Annotated in this window: 14 protein-coding genes and 1 tRNA gene; 9 read left to right on the forward strand and 6 right to left on the reverse strand. The window is 68.4% G+C overall.

The window, feature by feature from the left end; all coding sequences use genetic code 11:
* Window positions 1-49 precede the first annotated feature (49 nt).
* The 5 genes from ACFQS9_RS23440 to ACFQS9_RS23460 form a co-directional block, all read right to left on the reverse strand.
* A complete protein-coding gene (locus ACFQS9_RS23440; protein ID WP_378408952.1) occupies window positions 50-646 on the reverse strand; it encodes a HutD family protein in 597 nt (198 codons plus the stop codon).
* Window positions 647-669: 23 nt separating this feature from the next.
* Window positions 670-2256, reverse strand: coding sequence for a histidine ammonia-lyase (gene hutH / locus ACFQS9_RS23445; RefSeq protein WP_378408953.1), 1587 nt, complete (start codon window positions 2254-2256; stop codon window positions 670-672).
* Window positions 2257-2305: 49 nt separating this feature from the next.
* A complete protein-coding gene (locus ACFQS9_RS23450; protein ID WP_378408954.1) occupies window positions 2306-3700 on the reverse strand; it encodes an amino acid permease in 1395 nt (464 codons plus the stop codon).
* Window positions 3701-3893: 193 nt separating this feature from the next.
* Window positions 3894-4832 carry a serine/threonine dehydratase gene (locus tag ACFQS9_RS23455; RefSeq protein ID WP_378408955.1) on the reverse strand — a complete coding sequence of 313 codons (939 nt, stop codon included), beginning with the start codon at window positions 4830-4832 and terminating at the stop codon, window positions 3894-3896.
* Window positions 4829-6856, reverse strand: a complete 2028-nt coding sequence (locus tag ACFQS9_RS23460) for a bifunctional copper resistance protein CopD/cytochrome c oxidase assembly protein (RefSeq protein WP_378408956.1) — start codon at window positions 6854-6856, stop codon at window positions 4829-4831. Before ACFQS9_RS23460 ends, ACFQS9_RS23455 begins: the two co-directional genes overlap by 4 nt.
* A gap of 123 nt (window positions 6857-6979) precedes the next feature.
* Here ACFQS9_RS23460 and ACFQS9_RS23465 point away from each other — a divergent pair.
* A tRNA-Arg gene (locus tag ACFQS9_RS23465) sits at window positions 6980-7053 on the forward strand.
* Window positions 7054-7131: 78 nt separating this feature from the next.
* Here the strand turns inward: ACFQS9_RS23465 and ACFQS9_RS23470 are convergent.
* Window positions 7132-8430 (reverse strand): tyrosine-type recombinase/integrase, encoded by a 1299-nt coding sequence (locus tag ACFQS9_RS23470; protein ID WP_378408957.1) that lies wholly within the window; start codon window positions 8428-8430, stop codon window positions 7132-7134.
* A gap of 364 nt (window positions 8431-8794) precedes the next feature.
* Between ACFQS9_RS23470 and ACFQS9_RS23475 the strand changes: the two genes are divergently transcribed.
* The 8 genes from ACFQS9_RS23475 to ACFQS9_RS23510 all read left to right on the forward strand — a co-directional run bounded on the left by ACFQS9_RS23475 (window position 8795) and on the right by ACFQS9_RS23510 (window position 15548).
* Window positions 8795-9016 (forward strand): helix-turn-helix domain-containing protein, encoded by a 222-nt coding sequence (locus ACFQS9_RS23475; protein ID WP_378408958.1) that lies wholly within the window; start codon window positions 8795-8797, stop codon window positions 9014-9016.
* Entirely contained in the window at window positions 9013-9405 is a 393-nt protein-coding gene (locus ACFQS9_RS23480) for a hypothetical protein (protein ID WP_378408959.1), read from the forward strand. The genes ACFQS9_RS23475 and ACFQS9_RS23480 overlap by 4 nt, the downstream gene beginning before the upstream one ends.
* Window positions 9406-9520: 115 nt before the next feature.
* Window positions 9521-10012, forward strand: coding sequence for an HNH endonuclease signature motif containing protein (locus ACFQS9_RS23485; protein ID WP_378408960.1), 492 nt, complete (start codon window positions 9521-9523; stop codon window positions 10010-10012).
* A 70-nt stretch (window positions 10013-10082) separates the two neighbouring features.
* Window positions 10083-12467, forward strand: coding sequence for an AAA family ATPase (locus ACFQS9_RS23490; protein WP_378408961.1), 2385 nt, complete (start codon window positions 10083-10085; stop codon window positions 12465-12467).
* A 907-nt stretch (window positions 12468-13374) separates the two neighbouring features.
* On the forward strand, window positions 13375-13722 hold the full coding sequence (locus ACFQS9_RS23495; protein WP_378408962.1) for a hypothetical protein: 348 nt from the start codon (window positions 13375-13377) through the stop codon (window positions 13720-13722).
* Complete coding sequence (locus ACFQS9_RS23500) at window positions 13719-13952, forward strand: hypothetical protein (RefSeq protein ID WP_378408963.1); 234 nt, start codon at window positions 13719-13721, stop codon at window positions 13950-13952. The genes ACFQS9_RS23495 and ACFQS9_RS23500 overlap by 4 nt, the downstream gene beginning before the upstream one ends.
* 449 nt (window positions 13953-14401) lie before the next feature.
* Window positions 14402-14773, forward strand: a complete 372-nt coding sequence (locus ACFQS9_RS23505) for a hypothetical protein (protein WP_378408964.1) — start codon at window positions 14402-14404, stop codon at window positions 14771-14773.
* Between the two features lie 25 nt (window positions 14774-14798).
* Entirely contained in the window at window positions 14799-15548 is a 750-nt protein-coding gene (locus tag ACFQS9_RS23510) for a hypothetical protein (protein WP_378408965.1), read from the forward strand.
* Window positions 15549-15562: the final 14 nt, after the last annotated feature.

The following is a 15562-nucleotide window of genomic DNA, read 5'->3' on the forward strand; positions in this document are numbered from 1 at the left end:
GCCGCTACCAAATGCCCAGTCTGTGCGCGACCTAAGCCCCGGACCATCGTCAGTCAGTCGACGACACCCGAAGTGCCTGCGGCCCAGTGCGCGAAATCGAGATGATCGCGCACCTTCTCGGAGGCACGGGTGGCATCAATTCGCCGGGCGGCACGATCAGGGCGTCCTCGGTCACGAGATCGAGACAGATCCGGACCGAACCGGAGCGGTCGGGAATCTCTGAAGGCCCGATCTCCACCGACATGTCGACCTCTCCCCGCCTCCCCATGACGTTGAGGGCCCGGGTACGGGACGATGCCCGTGATGCCGGCGCCCACTCGCCCGGAAAAGCCAAGGTGTGCAACGGCTCGACGACGTGGCGCACCACGGTGACCGCATCGACCGAGCCCGGTGGAGAGACGAAGGACGGCCCGATGAGTTCGAGGGATACCGAGCCGATGGGGGTGATCAATCGGTCGACCCCATCGATGACCGAGAACCTCGACTCGGTCGGTTCCTCGGCGATGCTCACCCGCCACTGGTCGGTCGCTGCGACCACCTGGGTGGTGCCCCGGCCGTTGAGCCAAGGCACCACCCTGCGGTCGGACGCCGCGGTACGGAACGACGTTGTCCCGTACTCGGTTTCACCGGAAGTCCGATTCATCATTCGACGGCTAGGAGCAGACCGGATCAGCTGAGGGTGCCGACCACGGACTCGGCGCTCTCGAGCAGCGCGCCGGAGGCGGCCAGCTGCACCGCGGCCTCGATCTCCGGCGCCAGGTACCGGTCGGTGCCGGGACCCTCGACGTGCTGGCGGATCGTGTCACGAACCGCCGCGGTCGCCGGGGACGGCTCGAGCGGGGCCCGCAGGTCCAGGCCGCGCGCGGCGGTCAGCGCCTCGATGGCGAGCACCCGGGTGAGTCCGTCGACGGCCCGCCGCAGCTTGCGGGCACCGGACCAGCCCATCGACACATGGTCCTCCTGCATCGCCGAGGACGGGATCGAGTCGACGCTCGCGGGCGCCGCGAGCCGCTTGAGCTCGGAGACGATCGCGGCCTGGGTGTACTGCGCGATCATGTGGCCGCTGTCCACGCCGGGGTCGTCCGCGAGGAACGGCGGCAGGCCGTGGTTGCGGGCCTTGTCGAGGAACCGGTCCGTGCGGCGCTCGCTCATGCTCGCGACGTCGGCGACGACGATCGCGAGGAAGTCCAGCACATAGGCGACGGGGGCGCCGTGGAAGTTGCCGTTGGACTCGACCCGGCCGTCCAGGGTCACCACCGGGTTGTCGACGGCGCTCGCCAGCTCGTACGAGGCGATGCGCTCGGCGTGCGCGAGGGTGTCCCGGGCGCCGCCCGCGACCTGCGGCGCGCAGCGCAGCGAGTAGGCGTCCTGCACCACGGTGCAGTCGGGGTTGGCGTGGCTGGCGACGATTCCGGAGCCGGCGAGCACCCGGCTCATGTTGGCGGCCGCCACCGCCTGACCGGGCTGCGGGCGCAGCGCCTGCAGGTCCGCCGCAAACACCTTGTCCGTGCCCATCAGTCCCTCGACGCTCATCGCCGCGGTGACATCGGTCAGCGACAGCAGCTTGCGCAGGTCGTGGCAGGCGAGCACGAGCATGCCCAGCATGCCGTCGGTGCCGTTGATGAGGGCCAGGCCCTCCTTCTCCTTGAGCTCGACCGGCTCGATCCCGGCGGCGGCCAGCGCCTCGGCGGCCGGCATGAGCTCGCCGTCCGCGTCCCGCACGGTGCCCTCCCCGATCACGGCCAGCGCCACGTGCGAGAGCGGCGCCAGGTCACCCGAGCAGCCGAGGCTGCCGTACTCGTGCACCACCGGGGTGATGCCGGCCGACAGCAGCGACGCGTAGACCTGGGCCACCTCCGGACGCACGCCGGTCCGGCCGGTCGCCAGCGTGGACAGGCGCAGCAACATCAGCGCCCGCACCACCTCGCGCTCCACCTCCGGACCGGATCCGGCGGCATGGGAGCGGATGAGGCTGCGCTGCAGCTGCGCCCGCAGCTCCAGCGGGATGTGCCGGGTGGCGAGGGCACCGAACCCGGTCGACACTCCGTACACCGGCTTCGGGTCCTCGGCGAGGGCCTGGATCCGGGCCCGGCTGGCCCCGATCGCCGCGAGCGCCTCCTCGGAGAGCTGCACCGGTGCGCCGAATCGTGCGACGCGCACCACCTCCTCCGGGCTCACCGCGCCGACCCCGACCACGACGGCCGCCGGCTTGTCCTGTGCGCGCGTCTCCACGTGCGAGAGGGTGTTCGTGCTCATGGTTGTTCTCCGTTTCGAATGAGCGGTAAATCGAGAAGATGTCGGTCGGTCAGGACAGCGGGATCGCGACGGCGGGCTCCGGCGGCACCGGAACGGGTCGCACCCATCGGCGATAGGCGAGGGCGAGCAGCGCCAGCCACCCCACACCGACGACCAACGCGACGCGGGTGTCGGCGTCGAACGCGAGGACCGCGATCACGAACACCAGGAACCCGATCGCGATCAGCTGCCCGTACGGCCAGAACGGCACCGGGAACTTCAGGGCCGCGGCCTCGGCCGGGCTCATCTGCTTACGGGAGCGGTAGTGCGACAGCAGGATCATCAGCCACACGAAGATCGTCGCGAAGGTCGCGATCGACGCGATGACCAGGAACACCTTGTCCGGCATCAGGTAGTTGAGCAGCACCCCGACCAGCAGCGTGACCGTCATGATGACCACGGTCATCCAGGGCACGCCGTTGCGGGAGACCTGCTTCATCACCGCGGGGGCCTGGCCGCGCTGGGCCATCCCGTACATCATCCGGCCGGCGCCGAAGATGTCGCTGTTGATCGCGGACAGGGCGGCGGTGATCACCACGATGTTCAGCACGGCCGCGGCCGGGCCGATGCCGAGCCCCTGGAAGATCTGTACGAAGGGGCTGCCCTCGGATCCGATCGACTGCCACGGGTTGATGGCCATGATCACGGCCAGGGTGAGCACGTAGAACAGGATGATGCGCACCGGGACGGTGTTGATCGCGCGTGGGATGGTGCGCTCCGGGTCCTCGGCCTCGCCCGCGGTGATGCCGATGATCTCGGTGCCACCGAACGCGAACATGACGATCGCGAAGCAGCTGACGAACCCGCCGAAGCCGGTCGCGAAGAACCCGCCGTCGGACCACAGGTTGCTCACCCCGGTGCCGGTGTCGTGCATGCCGAACCCGAAGATCAGGATCGCGATGCCGCCCGCGATCATCGCGACGATCGCGGCGACCTTGACCAGGGTGAACCAGAACTCCACCTCGCCGAACACCTTGACGCTGAGCAGGTTGATCGCGCCGATGAAGAAGACGATCGCCAGCACCCAGATCCAGCGCGGCACGTCCGGGAACCAGAAACCCATGTAGACACCGAAGGCGGTCACGTCCGCCAGGCAGACGACGATCATCTCGAAGGCGTACGTCCACCCCGTCATGAACCCGGCCAGCGGGCCGAGGTGCTTGCTCGCGTACTCGCCGAACGACCCGGACACCGGATTGCTCACGGCCATCTCGCCCAGCGCCCGGAGCACGATGTAGATCGCCGCCCCGCCGATGAGATAGGCGAGGAGCACCGACGGCCCGGCCCGGTTGATCGCCTCGGCCGACCCGTAGAACAGGCCCGTCCCGATGGCCGAACCAAGTGCGATGAACCTGATGTGGCGTGCCGTCAGACCTCGGGTCAGCGCCGCGGCGGTGTCTTTCACAATCGATCTCCCTGGACTGTGCGGTGGCGATTCGGCCCGGCGGGCCCGTCGCGCTGTGTGGTGAGTCACACGTTCGATGAGTATGTATAGTCCTGTATATACAGCTGAGTCAAGGTCTCACCGCAGGTCCGGGTCCGAGCACCGACGCCACCGGGGCCGCGGGCCGGGAACCCCGCCTGCCCGCCGGGCGACGCTAATCCGTGGGCAGCGTCGTCGGGTCTGTGTTCGCGCCACAGATCACGGCGACGATCCGCTCCCCCTCGACCGGCGTGTACGCACCGCTGAGCAGGGCGGCGACCGGCGCGGCCGCAGCGTGCTCCACGGCCAGGCGGAAGTTGCGCCACAGGAGATTTCGCGCCTCGACGATCGCCTCGTCCTCCACAAGCACCGAACCGATCGCGGCGCGGCGGGCGACGTCCATGGCGATGTCGCCGAGCCTGGTCGCACCGAGCGCGTCGGACGCGATGCTGTCCACCACCACGTCCACCGGTGAGCCGGCGGCGAGCGCGGCGTGCAGGGTCGGTGCCCCGCTCGGCTCCACCCCGACGACCTGCTTGTCCCCGGCCAGCGCGGCGGCGATACCCGCGACGAGCCCGCCGCCGCCGACCGCGACCAGCACCGTGGTCGCCTCCGGCGCCTCCTCGGCCAGCTCGAGCCCGATCACCCCGGCACCCGCGACCACATCGGGCAGGTCGTAGGCGTGCAACTGCTGGGCACCGCGTTGCGCTGCGATGGCCGTCGCCCGGACGTAGGCGTCGGTGTACCGCTCGCCGTCGAGCACGACCTCGGCGCCGAGCGCCCGCAGCCGCTCCACCTTCACCGCGGGCGCCGAGGCGGGAACGACCACCGTGCACCCGATTCCCAGCATTCCGGAGGCGGTCGCCGCCGCGATCCCGGCGTTGCCACCCGACGCAATCACCACCGGCGAATCACGGTGCGCGGCGTCCCGGTTCAGGATCGCGTTGAGGCTGCCGCGGATCTTGAACGAACCGCCGAGCTGCAGTTGCTCGAGCTTGAGCGCGACCGGGAGGTCCCCGCCGGGCGTCGGCAGGACCACCCGCGACACCGGGGTCCGGCGGACCCGCCCGCCGACCCTGCGCCTCGCGGCGAGGACATCCTCGCGCGTGGTCACTGACCGCCTTCGCGGTCGCGCTTCGCCAACTCGGCGAACATCGCGTTGTGCGCGGCCAGCTCGGCGTCGTCGTCGCGGTCGGCGGCACGGTCGACCCGCTTGGCCGTCTTCTGGTCGCTGCGAGACCACTGCACCAGCAGCGCGAGCATCACCAGCACCAGCGGGATCTCCCCGGTGGCCCAGGCGATGCCGCCGCCGAGACGCTGATCGCCGATCAGGTCCGCATTCCAGTCCAGCCCGAGCGCCCGGTAGTACCAGCCGCCCATCACCTCGCCCATGCTCATCAGGGCGATGCCGAAGAAGGCGTGGAAGGGCAGCGACCCGAACACCATCGCCAGCTTCGTGATCGGCTGCAGGTTGCGCGGCGCCGGGTCGATCCCGATCACCACCCAATAGAAGAGGTAGCCGCTGAGGATGAAGTGCGCGTTCATCAACAGGTGCGCGCCGTGTGAGTCGAGCGTCGCACCGAAGATGCCGCCGAGGTACAGGGCGTAGAAACCGCCGACGAAGAGCACCGACGCGACCAGCGGATGGGTCAGGAAGCGCGAGACGGGGCTGTGCAGCGCGGCCAGCAGCCATTCCCGCGGGCCGGGGACGCCATCCGCCCCGGCCGGCTTGAGCGCCCGCAGCGCGAGCGTCATGGGCCCACCGAGCACCAGCAGCACCGGGGCGAGCATCGACAGGGCCATGTGTGCGCCCATGTGCACGCTGAACACCGCGGGCGAGTACCTGCCCAGCCCGGACGAGGTGGCCACCAGGAGCGTCGCGCAGCCCAGCACCCAGGCGACGGTGCGGCCGACCGGCCACGTGTCCCCGCGCCCGCGCAGCCGTCGCACGCCGAGCAGGTAGACCACCGCCATCACGATGGCCGCGGTACCGAAGATCAGGTCGAACCGCCAGTCGAAGGCGAGCCGCGCGAAGGTCGGCGGGCCGTCCAGGTTGTAGCCCAACTGCACCTCGGCCGGAGTCGGGTTGATGTTCTCCGCCGGCGGCGGTGTGCGGCCCAGCCCGACGGCGATGCCGATGGTCGCCGCGAAGACGATGGCTTCGCCGCCCGCGAACCGGAGCAGGGGGCCACGCGCGCTCGGGTCGGCGGCCAGCGCGGGCAGCGCGCTGCGCCGTTGCGCGTACCCGAACACGCCCAACACCACCAGCGCGACGGTCTTGGCCACCAGCAGCCAGCCGTAGGTGCTGGTGAACACCTCGCTCAGCGGGATCCGGACCAGGCCGTTGACGACGCCGGAGATCGCCATCACCACGAACGCCACGGTGGCGACGGTCGAGAATCGCCGCGCCGCGACGTCGGTGTGGGCGCCCCGCCTGCGCGCGTGCGCGAGCAGCGCGAACAGCCCGCCCGCCCAGAACGCCGCCGCGATCAGGTGCCAGAGCAGGCTGTTGGTGGCCAGATCGTGCGATCCGCCGGACGACGAGTGCCCGGTCAGCGCGAGCGGGATCAGCGTCGCCACGCCGAGCACCAGCAGCACCGGGGTCCACGCCCAGCGCAGCGCCAGCCGGGTCCCCACCGCGAGCAGCACCGCCAGGATCGCGGTCGACCGCCACGCCCCGGCGAGCTCGATCTGCGGGATGGCCTTCCACAGGTTGGCGGGCTCGAGCGCGCTGCGCAACGGCTGCCCGGAGGTGTCCGAGACCGTGAGCGGCACCAGGACCAGCGCGCAGGCCGCCCAGACGATGGCGGCGTTCGACGCGGTCCGGACCGCCCGGTACCCGTCGACGTCGAGCACCCCGCTGCGCTGCGGCGGCACGAGGAACGCGGCGAGCAGCAGCGACCCGATCGCGAGGACCGCGGCGACCTCGCCCGCGGCCTTGATCGCGGGCAGCCCGTAGGTGGTGAGGGGGCCGGGGTCGGGGATGCCGAGCAACACCAGCGCATCCGAGGCGGACAACCCGACGACCATCGCCGCGACCAGCCCCGCGATGATCCCGAGTGTCGCGAAGATCGGCACCGAGTTCACCCCTGCCGTGCGGATCGGCGGTGCGGAGGGGGCCAGCTCGGGTGATGCCATGCCCACAAGGGTAGGAGGCGCGCGCCCGCCGGGTTCGTCCAGGTTCGCCGACCCGTAAGCGAACCTATCGAATTTCGGCCCGACCTACCGGTAGACTCCTGAGCCGGTCCTTCGCGGGATCATGCCTCCGTAGCTCAGTTGGATAGAGCAAGAGCCTTCTAATCTCTAGGTCGCAGGTTCGATTCCTGCCGGGGGCACACATGTGCGCAGGTCAGAGCCCCGGTAACCGGGGCGCGACCGGGCCACAGATGGCCCGATCCCACGCTTATTCGCAATTAATGTGCAGCGAACACCCTGCTGAGAGCCTCGGCGGCGGCCGTGTGGACACCGCCACGCCCCATGTATACGTCCTGTGTCATCGACGGCCGAGCGTGGCCGAGGACGTCCGCCGCGACGCGCGCCGACAGCCCGGCCTCGTCCAGAAGGGACGCCACCGTCTTGCGGATGGCGTGGGTGCCGACCCAGCCAAACCCGATGACACCGCGTACCCGCCGCCACTGCGACGCGAACGTGTCGGGGTCGCGGATGGTCCCGGCGGTCGTCGGGAAGATCAGTAGCGGGACGCCCTCGTTGACCGGGCGCAGTTCACGGCGTCGCCGGTTCAGCATCTCGACCGCGAAGTCAGGCAGGGCGATCACCCGCGCCGACCCCTCCGTCTTCACCGCCTCCTCACGGATCAGTACAGACTTGGTGTCGTCGGTCTTCCCGGCCCGCACGACGTGACCGGTGACAGTGATGGTCCTCTCGCGGCGGCTGTAGTCCGACCACACGAGACCGAGCAGCTCGGAGCGACGCAGTCCCGTACCGGCAAGCATGACCATGGGGTCGAGCAGGTCGACGTCTCGTGCGAACGCCGACACCGTCCGCGTCGTGGTCGACTTCTTGGCGCCGATCATCGGCGGCAGCGGTGCATCCGAGGTCCGTAGGTGTTCGATCAGGGTCGCCAGGTCTTCGCCGGTCAGTGAACGCGCGAGGCGGCGCGGCGTCGACCTCGCCCGCACCGGGTCGATGTCCCGCACAGGGCTGCGCTGCACGGCGCCCTCGGCGACCGCGATCTTGAACATGCCGGACAGGATCGTCTTCGCCTGCTTCGCCGTGGTGCGGCCGTGCGCCCTCCCGAGCGCGGCGAGAATCTGTCCGAGGCTGCGAGCGGTCACCTCCTCGACCCGGAGTCCACCGAGCTTCGGACGCAGCTTCGCCGCGACGGCCGCATATGTGTCGACGGTCCGTGCCGCGTAGCCCGCATCGGGATCACGCAGATCCACAACGTGCATGTCGAGCAGGTCAGCCAGAACCGTCCGCCCGGTGACGCGTCCACCAGTGCCGTCGCCGACCAGCCTCTCCAGGGCCGCCTTCAACGCATCTTCGGCCTTCTTGCCGCGCGCATCCCGGCCACCCGGTGGCGAGTCCCTCTGCACGGACCTGGTGATGCCGTCGGCGCCCCTGAACCGACAGCGGGCGCGCCACCGTCCGTCCGGGAGCTGTCGACGGGAGATCTCGCCGTGCGAGTTCAAGGGCAGGGGTGGACGTCCGGCCATCTGGGTTGCCTCCGTGAGGTGGTGCGCTGACTTCACGCGAGAGAAGGTGGATCGGCTGCGGCGCGATTAGAGGCGGAATAGCAGCAGGTTCGACACTACGGGGCTCCATGCGGACCCAGCAGCACCCAAGAGGCTGCGTTATTAAATCGTTACATATGCGGAGAACCCGAAATATCAAGGGCTGTCACGCATTAGCGCAACACCCGCATTCCCCCAGCTAGAGGCTCCAACGAGAAGCCATGCGGCACAGGCAATTAGCAATTACGCGGGACCACACACTCCATGAAGATGTCCCGAGTTAGCGCAAATACCCAGGTCAGAGGGTGTAATCGCGGTGACCTTCCGATAGCTTGACGCCTCGTAGGCATCATTCAGCACCCGCGAAAGGCAGGCACGGACCGTGACCACAGCCGGACCACTCGTCACCTCCCCGACAGGCGCGACCATCGCCCTCGGCAGCTACATCAACTCCGCCGAATGCCGACAGCTGCTCGGCATCTCCAAGAACACCCTCCAGCGTTGGCGCGCCAGCGGGCACGGCCCGACGGCGTACCCCATCGGCCGCCTGTATCGATACAAGACCTCGGAGGTCATCGACTTCATCGAAGGCAAGGACGCGTGACCACGATGATCTACCACCAGACCGACCGAACCGCTCGCCGCCGAAAGCTGCTCGCGGTGTCGTTCATCCGAGCCCACGCGCACACTGGACACCTCGAACTGCTCGGACAGTTCACCGACCCAGCCGCCAGCCCGAGGACCCTCGCCCAGCACGCCGCCGCACAGCTCACCCGAGCACACCGGCTGCCCGCGCACGTCGTGCCTGGCTACTGGGCAACGAAACCAGGCTGGGAACTCGCATTCACGGCTGCCGACTCCGACGGGGACCGCTACCTCGCGGTCGTGCACCCGACCAGCCGCAGCCTCGACGTCCTCGACGTCGTCCGCACGGCCCTGACCGACCACCACCGAGCCGACCAGGACCGACCCGGAACCGCCCAGCGCAACTAGCGCCCACGCGGGCCCCACATCTCCAACCACCCAGCGCCACCACCCATCTCGACAGGTACGGCAGCTGACGGCCGCCCCACCAGGGGGTGACCAGCGAGGAGATTGGAGCCCCACCGTGTACAACATCCGACCGATCCGTGACGTCCTCAACGCCATGACCGGCCCGCAATACCGCCAGTTCACCGACGAGTTCAACGCCAGAACCGCCATCACCGCCGACGCCCACATCCTCTGGACCGGCCCCCGTAACAGCAAGGGCTACGGCATCGTCCGCCTCGCCGGACAAGAAGTGAAAGCCCACCGCGTCGCCTGGGCCCTCACCTACGCCCGAGACCCACACCCTGAATTGGTCCTCGACCACCTGTGCCGGGTCCCCAGCTGCGTCAACGTCGACCACCTCGAAGAAGTCACCAACCCTGAGAACGTCCTACGAGGCAACGGGCCCACCGCCATCAACGCCGCGAAGCTCGAATGCGACCGAAGGCACCTCCTCGCCGGGGAAAACCTTTACATCAACTCGCGCGGCGAGCGGATTTGCCGCATCTGCCACAGGTTCCGCAACCGGCGGTACAAGGCCCGCCAGCGCGCCGCACGCCTCGCCGCCTAACCCCTCACACAGAACGGCGCCCCCCGGACCGCCGAATCCGAGGGGCGCCACCAGAAAGGAGCCAAACCCAATGCATGACCAGGCTAACAGCGGCGAGCAGCCAGCCAGCAGCGCGAGCAGCACCCCGAGCAGGCCCTTCGCTGCTGTCCCGGGTGGCGTCGTGCTCGGCGACGGACTGCCCGAGATGCGGACCGCTGCGCGCGCCCAGAAGATCGCCGAAGCGTTCCGACTCCTCAACGACGGCTGGCAGGCAGCCGACGACACCGAAGCCGCCAAGGAAGCAGCTGCAGCGAAGTTCGGCGCAGCTGTCGAGGCGTGCTGTGGTGCGGGTCTACACATCGGCATCACATACCCCGTCGGTGGTGGCCCCGACCCGACCAAGCCGACAGAGTTCGAGAAGGCCCCAGTATTCCGTCAGCACTGCCTGACCCAAGAACAGGAGGCGTCCGACGAGTTCGAGGGCCTAAAGGGCGTCTACCTGTTCACGAACGACCCCGACAGGGTCCGCCAGATGACCAGGGAGTACCTGAAACACCATCTGGGGGACGGACGGCTGCCGAACCTCGCCGTGCACCTGCACGCGTCCGGTCTGCTGCTCGCCGACTACGACAAGCCCGCCGAAGTCGCCGCGTACGAGAGGGCGCTGCGCTTCGGCGACCCGGACGCCTACACCGAACACCGCGAGCACGGACCCACGGTCCGCACCCCAGGCAAGCTGGATGCCCAAGGCAACTGGGTGCACTCTGATGGTGGGCACACCTATTTCGTCCTCCCGGAGGGCGAGGAGGGCGGCAGCGGCACAGTCGGCAGCGACCCCGACAAATGGTCGATCATCGGCGAGCAAGGCAAGTACGCCCTGCTGCCCGGCTCGGTGCGGACCGAAGGCCGCTACGAGTGCACCGGCGCTCGAATCGGCGTCGCTGGCCCTTGGCTGCTCAAGAACGTCAAGAGCACGCGGAAGCCCGCTAGCAGCGCTAGAGGTTCCCGAACCCTCCGAGCTGTCGCTCCGGATCAGGGGACGACGCCGCTCGACAACTGGGGGCGCGCCCAGAACTGGGGCGTACTGCTCACCGGCGACGGATGGACCGAAACCGGCTCGGGCGGCTGCGGTCCCGAATGCCGCCAGTGGCAGCACCCCGCCGCGTCGTCCGCACGATCCGCCATCGTGCACGCCGAGGGCTGCGGCGAGGACTACAACGCCGGGCACGACGGTCAGTGGCCGCTGCACGTGTTCAGCGAGTCGCATCCCCAGCTGGAGTCCGGCACCTACACCATCGCCCAGTACGTGCAGTTCACCCTCTACAGCGGCGACTGGGCGGCATTCCGCAGCGGCGAAGACATCGACAACTACGAGGACCCCGAACACATGAAATCCTCGCTCGCCCTCGTCGGCGCGCTCAATAGCCCAAAACCGCTCGACGCTGGCCCGATCCTCGACGGCGAGATCGTCAACGAGGAAGTCGAGACCGCCCGCGCGCGGTACGACGACTACATGGTCGACATCCCCACACTGATGGCCACGCCACCCGAGCCGCCGAACTGGCTCGAAGAAGGATTCATCGCCAAGGGCCGGTACTACGGCCTCACCGCCGCCGCCAAGTCTGGCAAGTCGATCCTCACTTACTGGATGGCCGGACATTGGGCGCTCGGACGGTCAGCTTTCGACTCGGCCCGCAAATTCGACCCGCTGACGGTGCTGTACCTCGACTTCGAGAACGGCCCCAACTGGCTGCGAAACCAACTCACCAAGATGACATTCCCGCCCACGGTCGGCGAACACCTCAAGGTGGCCCAGTACCCCCCGCTGCCCGCGCTGAACACGCGGGAAGGCGGTAAGGAACTGGCACTCCTCGTCGCCATGGTGAAGCCGGACGTCATCATCATCGACACCGTGTCGCGGACCGTCAGCGGCGACGAGAACAGCTCGCAGGTGTGGTCCGACTTCTACCGCGAAACCATCATGCCGATCCGACGAGCGCGCCCCGACATCACCATCATCAGGCTCGACCACACCGGCAAGGACGAGACCAAGGGTGCACGCGGGTCCAGCCAGAAGATGAGCGACCTCGAAACGCACTGGGTTCTAGCCGCCGACCCACGCAAGCGCGACAATCTCACGCTGACCCTGGAACGGTCCCGCTTCGACGGCTACGCCGAAGAAATCCACCTCCGCCGCACCGACACCCCACTCGGACACGTCATCCCCACCGGAAAGGCAGGCAGCGGGGGCATCGTCTGGGACAGCATCGACGCCCACCGCGCCGAGTACGAAGCGGTCAACGCGACCCTCGACCGGCTCGGAGCCCCAAACAGCATCTCCAACGCGAAAGCCAAAGACCTCCTCAAGAAGAACGGCGAGCGAGTAGGCAGCAACGACGTCCTCTGCGCTGCACTCCGACAGCGCAAAGACCGCGACGAGGCCCCTGGGATCGCTGCCGGAGAGGACGCCGCATGAGCGCCCACACCGCCGACCGAGGGCATCCTTCGAGAGCTCCCGGATGGCCCAAAACCGTTCCCGGAACGGTGCTGAGAAACGACCGTTCCTTAGGAACGGTAGGAACGGTCAGGAACAGTCGACCTGTGCGAACAAAACCAGCAGGTCAGATGGCAAAAAACGTTCCTAGGAACGGTCAGGAACGGAACGTGAAAACCGTAACGTTCCCCGTTCCTCACCCCATAGGGGAGGAACGGAAGGAACGGCGTTCCCAGGAAGGCGCAGACGCCCGACCGAAACCGCCCGAGCAGAAGGCGCCAGCGGTCCGGAAGGACCTCACTCGCGGCCGCGCCGCAACCCTCCCGCCACGCACGCATTTACGCCTCCCGGAGCCCCGACCATGACCATCCTCGACGGAGCCCTCGACGGCACCGACCGACGCGCCACCCGAGCCCTCGCCGCCGTTGGCCGGCTCCTCGCAGACCGGCAGTGGCACACCCGCCGCGAGTTGCTCACCGCCGCCCGATACCCGAAGCGCGGCACCACCACACTCCTCACCGAAGGCGTCCACGCCGGACTCTGGGAACGGGTGTCCCTCACCGAGGGCCGCTGGCTGTACCGAGGCACCGGAATTCTCGACTGGCGCCCACCGCAACCAGCCCCACAGCAGGACCCGCCACGGCGCCCCAGGCGGCCGAAACCATCCAGGGACACCGCCCCCGCCCTGAAAAGCCGTCCACGGGCCGCACAGCCGTCAATTCGGTACACCCCCGACGAGTGGAGCCGACGCCACGCCACCCGAACAGCTGGGCCGCGTAAACGCAGGGCGCACGCCACCCCATGGCGTCATACCCAACCGCTACCGTCCATGCAGGCCGCGAAATCCGCCGAACCGCAGCCGGATTGCGCTAACGAAGGACATGACCCCATGCTCGAATCCGCCCGGACCACCTTCGACTTCGACCGGCACGGCAACATCACCGCCACCCTGCGATCCGCCCGCACCCACAGGACACCCCTCGCAGGCCGGGCAGCCGCCTACGAAGACGTTCCCACCGGCTGGCACGCCCACGACGCCACCGACGATCTCCTACCCGGCGTGCAGGGCTGGCACGTCCTGGTGCTAACCCTGCCCATACTCAACAAGATCCGCGCTATCGTCGTCAGCCCCGCCTACATGGGTGTGCAGTCCGTCACCGACGTCCTCATGGCGGGTATCGCCGACCGAGCCGAAGCCGAGCAAGCACAGCCCCGCATCCAGGAGAGCACGCGATGACCGACCGCCTCGCAGGCAAGACGTACATGGAGTTCATGGGCGCCTATGCCCGAGCTTCGGAGGAGTTCATGCGGTCATTCACCGCCCGCCACGCCATCCCCGGCCTGGATGAGAGCACCTGGACCGAACGCCAGAAGGACGCCTACTACACCGAGCGCGGCGCGTTCGAGGCCCTCTGGACCGAGAAGCAAACCGCCTGGGCCGCCACCGTGGCCTCGGACGAGGAGTGATCCCGCGTCGCTAGCTGCAAATCTGCAGCAGCAAAAGGCATCTGACCTGCGACTATATCTCGGTCGGACTTCCCGTTCTCGCCGTCAGGCCGGTCCGGTGAGCAGATATTTCTAGATTCCACCTCAATGGGTTGAGCTAACCCGAGACATGTTGCAGCTAGCGCGTTTTGGCGAGTTCCCTCCCCGAAGCACCCACGGCTATGCTCGGTGACGTCGCCGGGTCCGACGCCCGGCGTCGGATCGGATCATTCAACAACGATTGCTAGACGTTGCGGATGGCTGCACTACGGGTCCGCCCCTGGCCGTGAAAGCGGTCGGGGGCTCCGTCGTTTCTGGGCAGGCTTCCCCGACCAGGTTGCTCTAACCCGAGACACCTCAACGGTTTTCACGTTTGCAGCCGTACGTTTGTGGGTGTACTTCACGCGCGCGAACTCATTAGCATTGCGAACATGTCCGCCCGCGCAGCAGCCGAAGGCAGGCGACCCGACCCCAACAAGGTCCCCAGGATCGTCAGCAGCCCGCTGCCCCAGCTGCCCGAGGATCACCCGCTCGTGGCCCTCGTGTACCTCGCCGCCTCCGTCCGAGGACTCGGCGCCGAGCACCGCCGCATCCTCGCCCAGCCTGAGATGAGCATGTTCGCGCCGACCCTGGCCCGACTGCATCGCAGGGCACACGCCATCCACGCGCAAGGCGGGGCCGCAGCACCCCAGCAGCTTCAGACGCTGGTGGACATCGCATTGATCGACCTCGCCGAGCTGCCCACCCGCCAGGAGCTTCGCACCCTCCGCGCCACCCCCGTCCGCACGACCACCGTCGCCTGATCCGACTCGACCACAGGAGAACGCCATGCCCGCTGCACCTCAAGCCCTCGTCTACACCGCCGACGAAGCCCGCGACACCCTGCGCGGTCTCCTCACCGACTCCGGCGTCGTCCCCAGCAAGGACCTCAAGGCCGCGATGGAGAAGCTCGACACCATCACTGCTGCGTACGAGACCGCGCGCGCAGAACTCGACAACGCACTCAAGGAGAACGACAACCTCACCGAGGACATCGCCGACGCCATCGTCAGCGGTGACCTGTCGGTATCCGCCGCCGTCACCAAGGTCCGCCAGAGCGCGCCCAGCCGCGACGAGCGACGCCTCTACAACAAGCTCGCGTTCCGATACGACCAGCAGGCCGACCGTGTCCTGCGGAAGCTCGGCAACACCATCGTCGCCGACATCCTCGCCCCCTGGGCCGAGTCGATCGTCCTCGATCTCGTCACCCCCGCCGCCCACGTGGTCGAACACGGACACCGCACGATCTTCGATGGCCCCGCTGACCCCGACATCTACGACAAGGCCGACCGCCTCGTGGTGGAGCTGCACGCCGTCTACGCGCACGCGAACACCCTCCGAGGCAGGGGCATCCTCACCCCACTCGCCGACGGCATCGACCCCCGACTGCTCGCGTTCACCGCACCCCACCGCCTCGGTGACCTCGACAAGTCGCACCGCCAGACCTGGTGGATGAGCTACGCCATCACCAACGGAGCTGGCCCCGCCATCCGCACCTCCTACGAGGCCGAAGCTGCGGCCAAGGTGCCCGCCGCCTAGCCCATCGGCGGCTC

This window comes from Rhodococcus daqingensis (genome assembly GCF_042665615.1).
Classification (GTDB): Bacteria; Actinomycetota; Actinomycetes; order Mycobacteriales; family Mycobacteriaceae; genus Rhodococcus_G; species Rhodococcus_G daqingensis.

Bases quoted from the DNA above. Each gene is read 5' to 3' on its own strand.
- ACFQS9_RS23500 (WP_378408963.1), top strand. From the start codon at position 13,719: ATGACCGACCGCCTCGCAGGCAAGACGTACATGGAGTTCATGGGCGCC.
- hutH (WP_378408953.1), bottom strand. From the start codon at position 2,256: ATGAGCACGAACACCCTCTCGCACGTGGAGACGCGCGCACAGGACAAG.
- ACFQS9_RS23510 (WP_378408965.1), top strand. From the start codon at position 14,799: ATGCCCGCTGCACCTCAAGCCCTCGTCTACACCGCCGACGAAGCCCGC.
- ACFQS9_RS23440 (WP_378408952.1), bottom strand. From the start codon at position 646: ATGATGAATCGGACTTCCGGTGAAACCGAGTACGGGACAACGTCGTTC.
- ACFQS9_RS23460 (WP_378408956.1), bottom strand. From the start codon at position 6,856: ATGGCATCACCCGAGCTGGCCCCCTCCGCACCGCCGATCCGCACGGCA.
- ACFQS9_RS23495 (WP_378408962.1), top strand. From the start codon at position 13,375: ATGCTCGAATCCGCCCGGACCACCTTCGACTTCGACCGGCACGGCAAC.
- ACFQS9_RS23490 (WP_378408961.1), top strand. From the start codon at position 10,083: ATGCATGACCAGGCTAACAGCGGCGAGCAGCCAGCCAGCAGCGCGAGC.
- ACFQS9_RS23505 (WP_378408964.1), top strand. From the start codon at position 14,402: ATGTCCGCCCGCGCAGCAGCCGAAGGCAGGCGACCCGACCCCAACAAG.